Below are 2,349 nucleotides of genomic sequence, written 5' to 3'. Positions count from 1 at the left end.
CTCTCTTTTGTTGGAGAAAACGCAATAATCAAATCATTCTCTTGCAAAATCATTTTTTCAGTTAAAGGGTAAACTGCCTCTTCACGCATATAAAAAAGCGCAGATTTTTCTGTGGATAATGATTTTATCTTTTTACCTACCAAGCCTGAACTTTGAAAAACTTTACGCATAAAGATAATTGCCTTAGCTCCACAGTAACTTTTTTGAATAACGACACCCGTAGAGCTCACCTCTTCCATAATAGTGTTGTATGCACTAATTTTTGGACCACGAACGACAATAATACCCAAAGAGTGCATTAAGTTATAATACTCCATTTCATTATTTATAGCTACAACCTTTTTGATGCCACTCTCTTTTGCCTCTAAACATTTTATGATGTTAAACTCATCATTGTTAGTAGCTGCTATAAAAATATCTGCACTATCAAGGTCTTCATCTTCAAAAACATCATGGGAGCGATACTTAGAGTTGATGATGGAAACTTTTCCCTCTAAAGCTTCATCCGCTTTTTCGCATAAAGCTAAATCTTCCTCTACAAGTTTTACATCCCGTCCAACTTTTACAAGTTCTTTCGATATAGAGACACCTAACTCTTCGCCTCCAAAAACAACACAGCGTCGAATTTCACTGTTTGTCTCCAACTCTAATTTTTGACATATAGCACGAATATCTTCTTCCAATCCAAAAAAGTAAACAAGGTCATTTGGAAGTACTTCCACACTCTTGTCATGAGGAATAAAAAAATCTTTTTTTCGCTCTATACCTACAATAACAAAATTTTCTGATTCAAAACTTTGAGGTACAAAACGACTTGAAACCATTACAGATATAAGCTTATAGTCTGTATATTTAAAAAATTTTACATTATTTGCTTTTGGATATTGCAATAGTGAGGAGATGGCCTTAGAAGTAAGTTCCACTGGAAAAATCAATTTATCTATATTGAGTCTCTCTTTTACATCACTCTCATGAAAAAACTCTTTTTGTAAACGGACAAATTTTCTATCAATATTTAAAACAGCCTCCGCCATTAAAACAGAAATAAGATTGACATTGTCAAGATTTGTAACAGCTATAAAAAGGTCAATATCTTTATCTGTAAAACTTGCGTAGGTCTTAGAATCTTCAACATTACCACGCAAAGGCATAATGTCAAGACTCTCTTGAATTCTATCGAGTGCTTCAGAATTTTGATCTATAATGGTAACATTATGACCTATACAAAGTGTCTTTGCAAGATTAAAACCAACCTTACCAGCACCTGCAATAATGATATTCATAATCTATTTTACCAAATCACTATAGTCATACTTTAACAGATCCAAATAATATTTAGAACCTATCACTATTATTCTTTCATCATCTTTTTTAGCACTTTTTTGAAATTTCTTCTTTATTTTATCCTCTTTCTTTTGAGAAAAATTATGCTTTTTAAGGTATTTTTTCAAAGAGATAACTTCACTTTTCTCTTCAATAACAGGTTGTGCTTCAACCTCAACAATCTCCTCTGGAGTAGTGAGCATAAACTGTGATGAAATACTACTGAGTATATTTTTTAACTGCTCATCTTTCTCTTTATAGATGCGTTCTATCTTCTCACGCTCTTCTATAAGCATACGCTCTTTTTGATCACGAAGCGTTCTTGTCTCACCCTCTAGCGTATCTACACGAGACTCTAATTTTGCATTTTGTTCTTCAAGATATTTATAATATCTATCATTACTCAGAGAACTTTTTCGTGTTGGTGTTGCTCTCTTTGGTGCTTGCTTTTGCTCTGCATTATCTATTACAACCATCTTCACACCGTTCTCAACTACACTTTTTAGTGAACCTCTTCGTATGCGGTTGTGTATTGCCTCTTTTGAAATACCAAAATGCTCTGCCGCCTCTGCTACTGTCATATTTTTCACAAACAACACCTCTTTTACCTCATATTGTCAAACACAAGAGGCGCTTCGTACTCCCCTTCTCTGACCATCTTCATTACTTTTTGCAAGTCATCGAGTTTAGCACCTTTTACACGAATAGAGTCACCCTCTATCTGCGCTTGGACTTTTAGCTTCATTTTCTTAATGTCTGCACTTATCTTTTTAGCCTCTTTAGACTCAATATAATCAACCACTTTAAAAGTTGCCTTTCTTGTTCCGCCACTTGCATCTTCTACACGCAACTCATCAAGCACCTTTGAAGAGAGTCCCTGTTTAAGTAGTTTTGCTATGACTATATCTTTAAGAGCATCAAGTTTATTGTCACTTGAAGCAACAAGCACTAAAACTTTATCTTTCTCTTTAAAATTGACCTCATAAGGAGTACCCTTAAAATCATAACGATTTGCAACTTCTCTAT

At 34.2% G+C, this 2,349-nt stretch carries 3 protein-coding genes; all 3 read right to left on the bottom strand.

Annotation, left to right across the window (positions count from 1 at the left end; all coding sequences use genetic code 11):
* A partial coding sequence (locus MV589_RS01565; RefSeq protein ID WP_297431381.1) for an NAD-binding protein occupies window positions 1-1,283 on the bottom strand: 1,283 nt, incomplete at its 3' end.
* Window positions 1,284-1,286: 3 nt separating this feature from the next.
* Entirely contained in the window at window positions 1,287-1,904 is a 618-nt protein-coding gene (locus tag MV589_RS01560) for a DNA-binding protein (RefSeq protein WP_297431382.1), read from the bottom strand.
* 23 nt (window positions 1,905-1,927) lie between these two features.
* On the bottom strand, window positions 1,928-2,349 hold a 422-nt coding region (locus MV589_RS01555), incomplete at its 5' end, for a YajQ family cyclic di-GMP-binding protein (protein ID WP_297431379.1).

It is taken from the genome of Sulfurimonas sp. (assembly GCF_026991475.1).
GTDB lineage: Bacteria > Campylobacterota > Campylobacteria > Campylobacterales > Sulfurimonadaceae > Sulfurimonas.
Note: the sequence above shows the minus strand (reverse complement) of the source record. Positions and strands in the feature narration are given on the sequence as shown.

Bases quoted from the DNA above. Each gene is read 5' to 3' on its own strand.
- MV589_RS01560 (WP_297431382.1), bottom strand. From the start codon at position 1,904: ATGACAGTAGCAGAGGCGGCAGAGCATTTTGGTATTTCAAAAGAGGCA.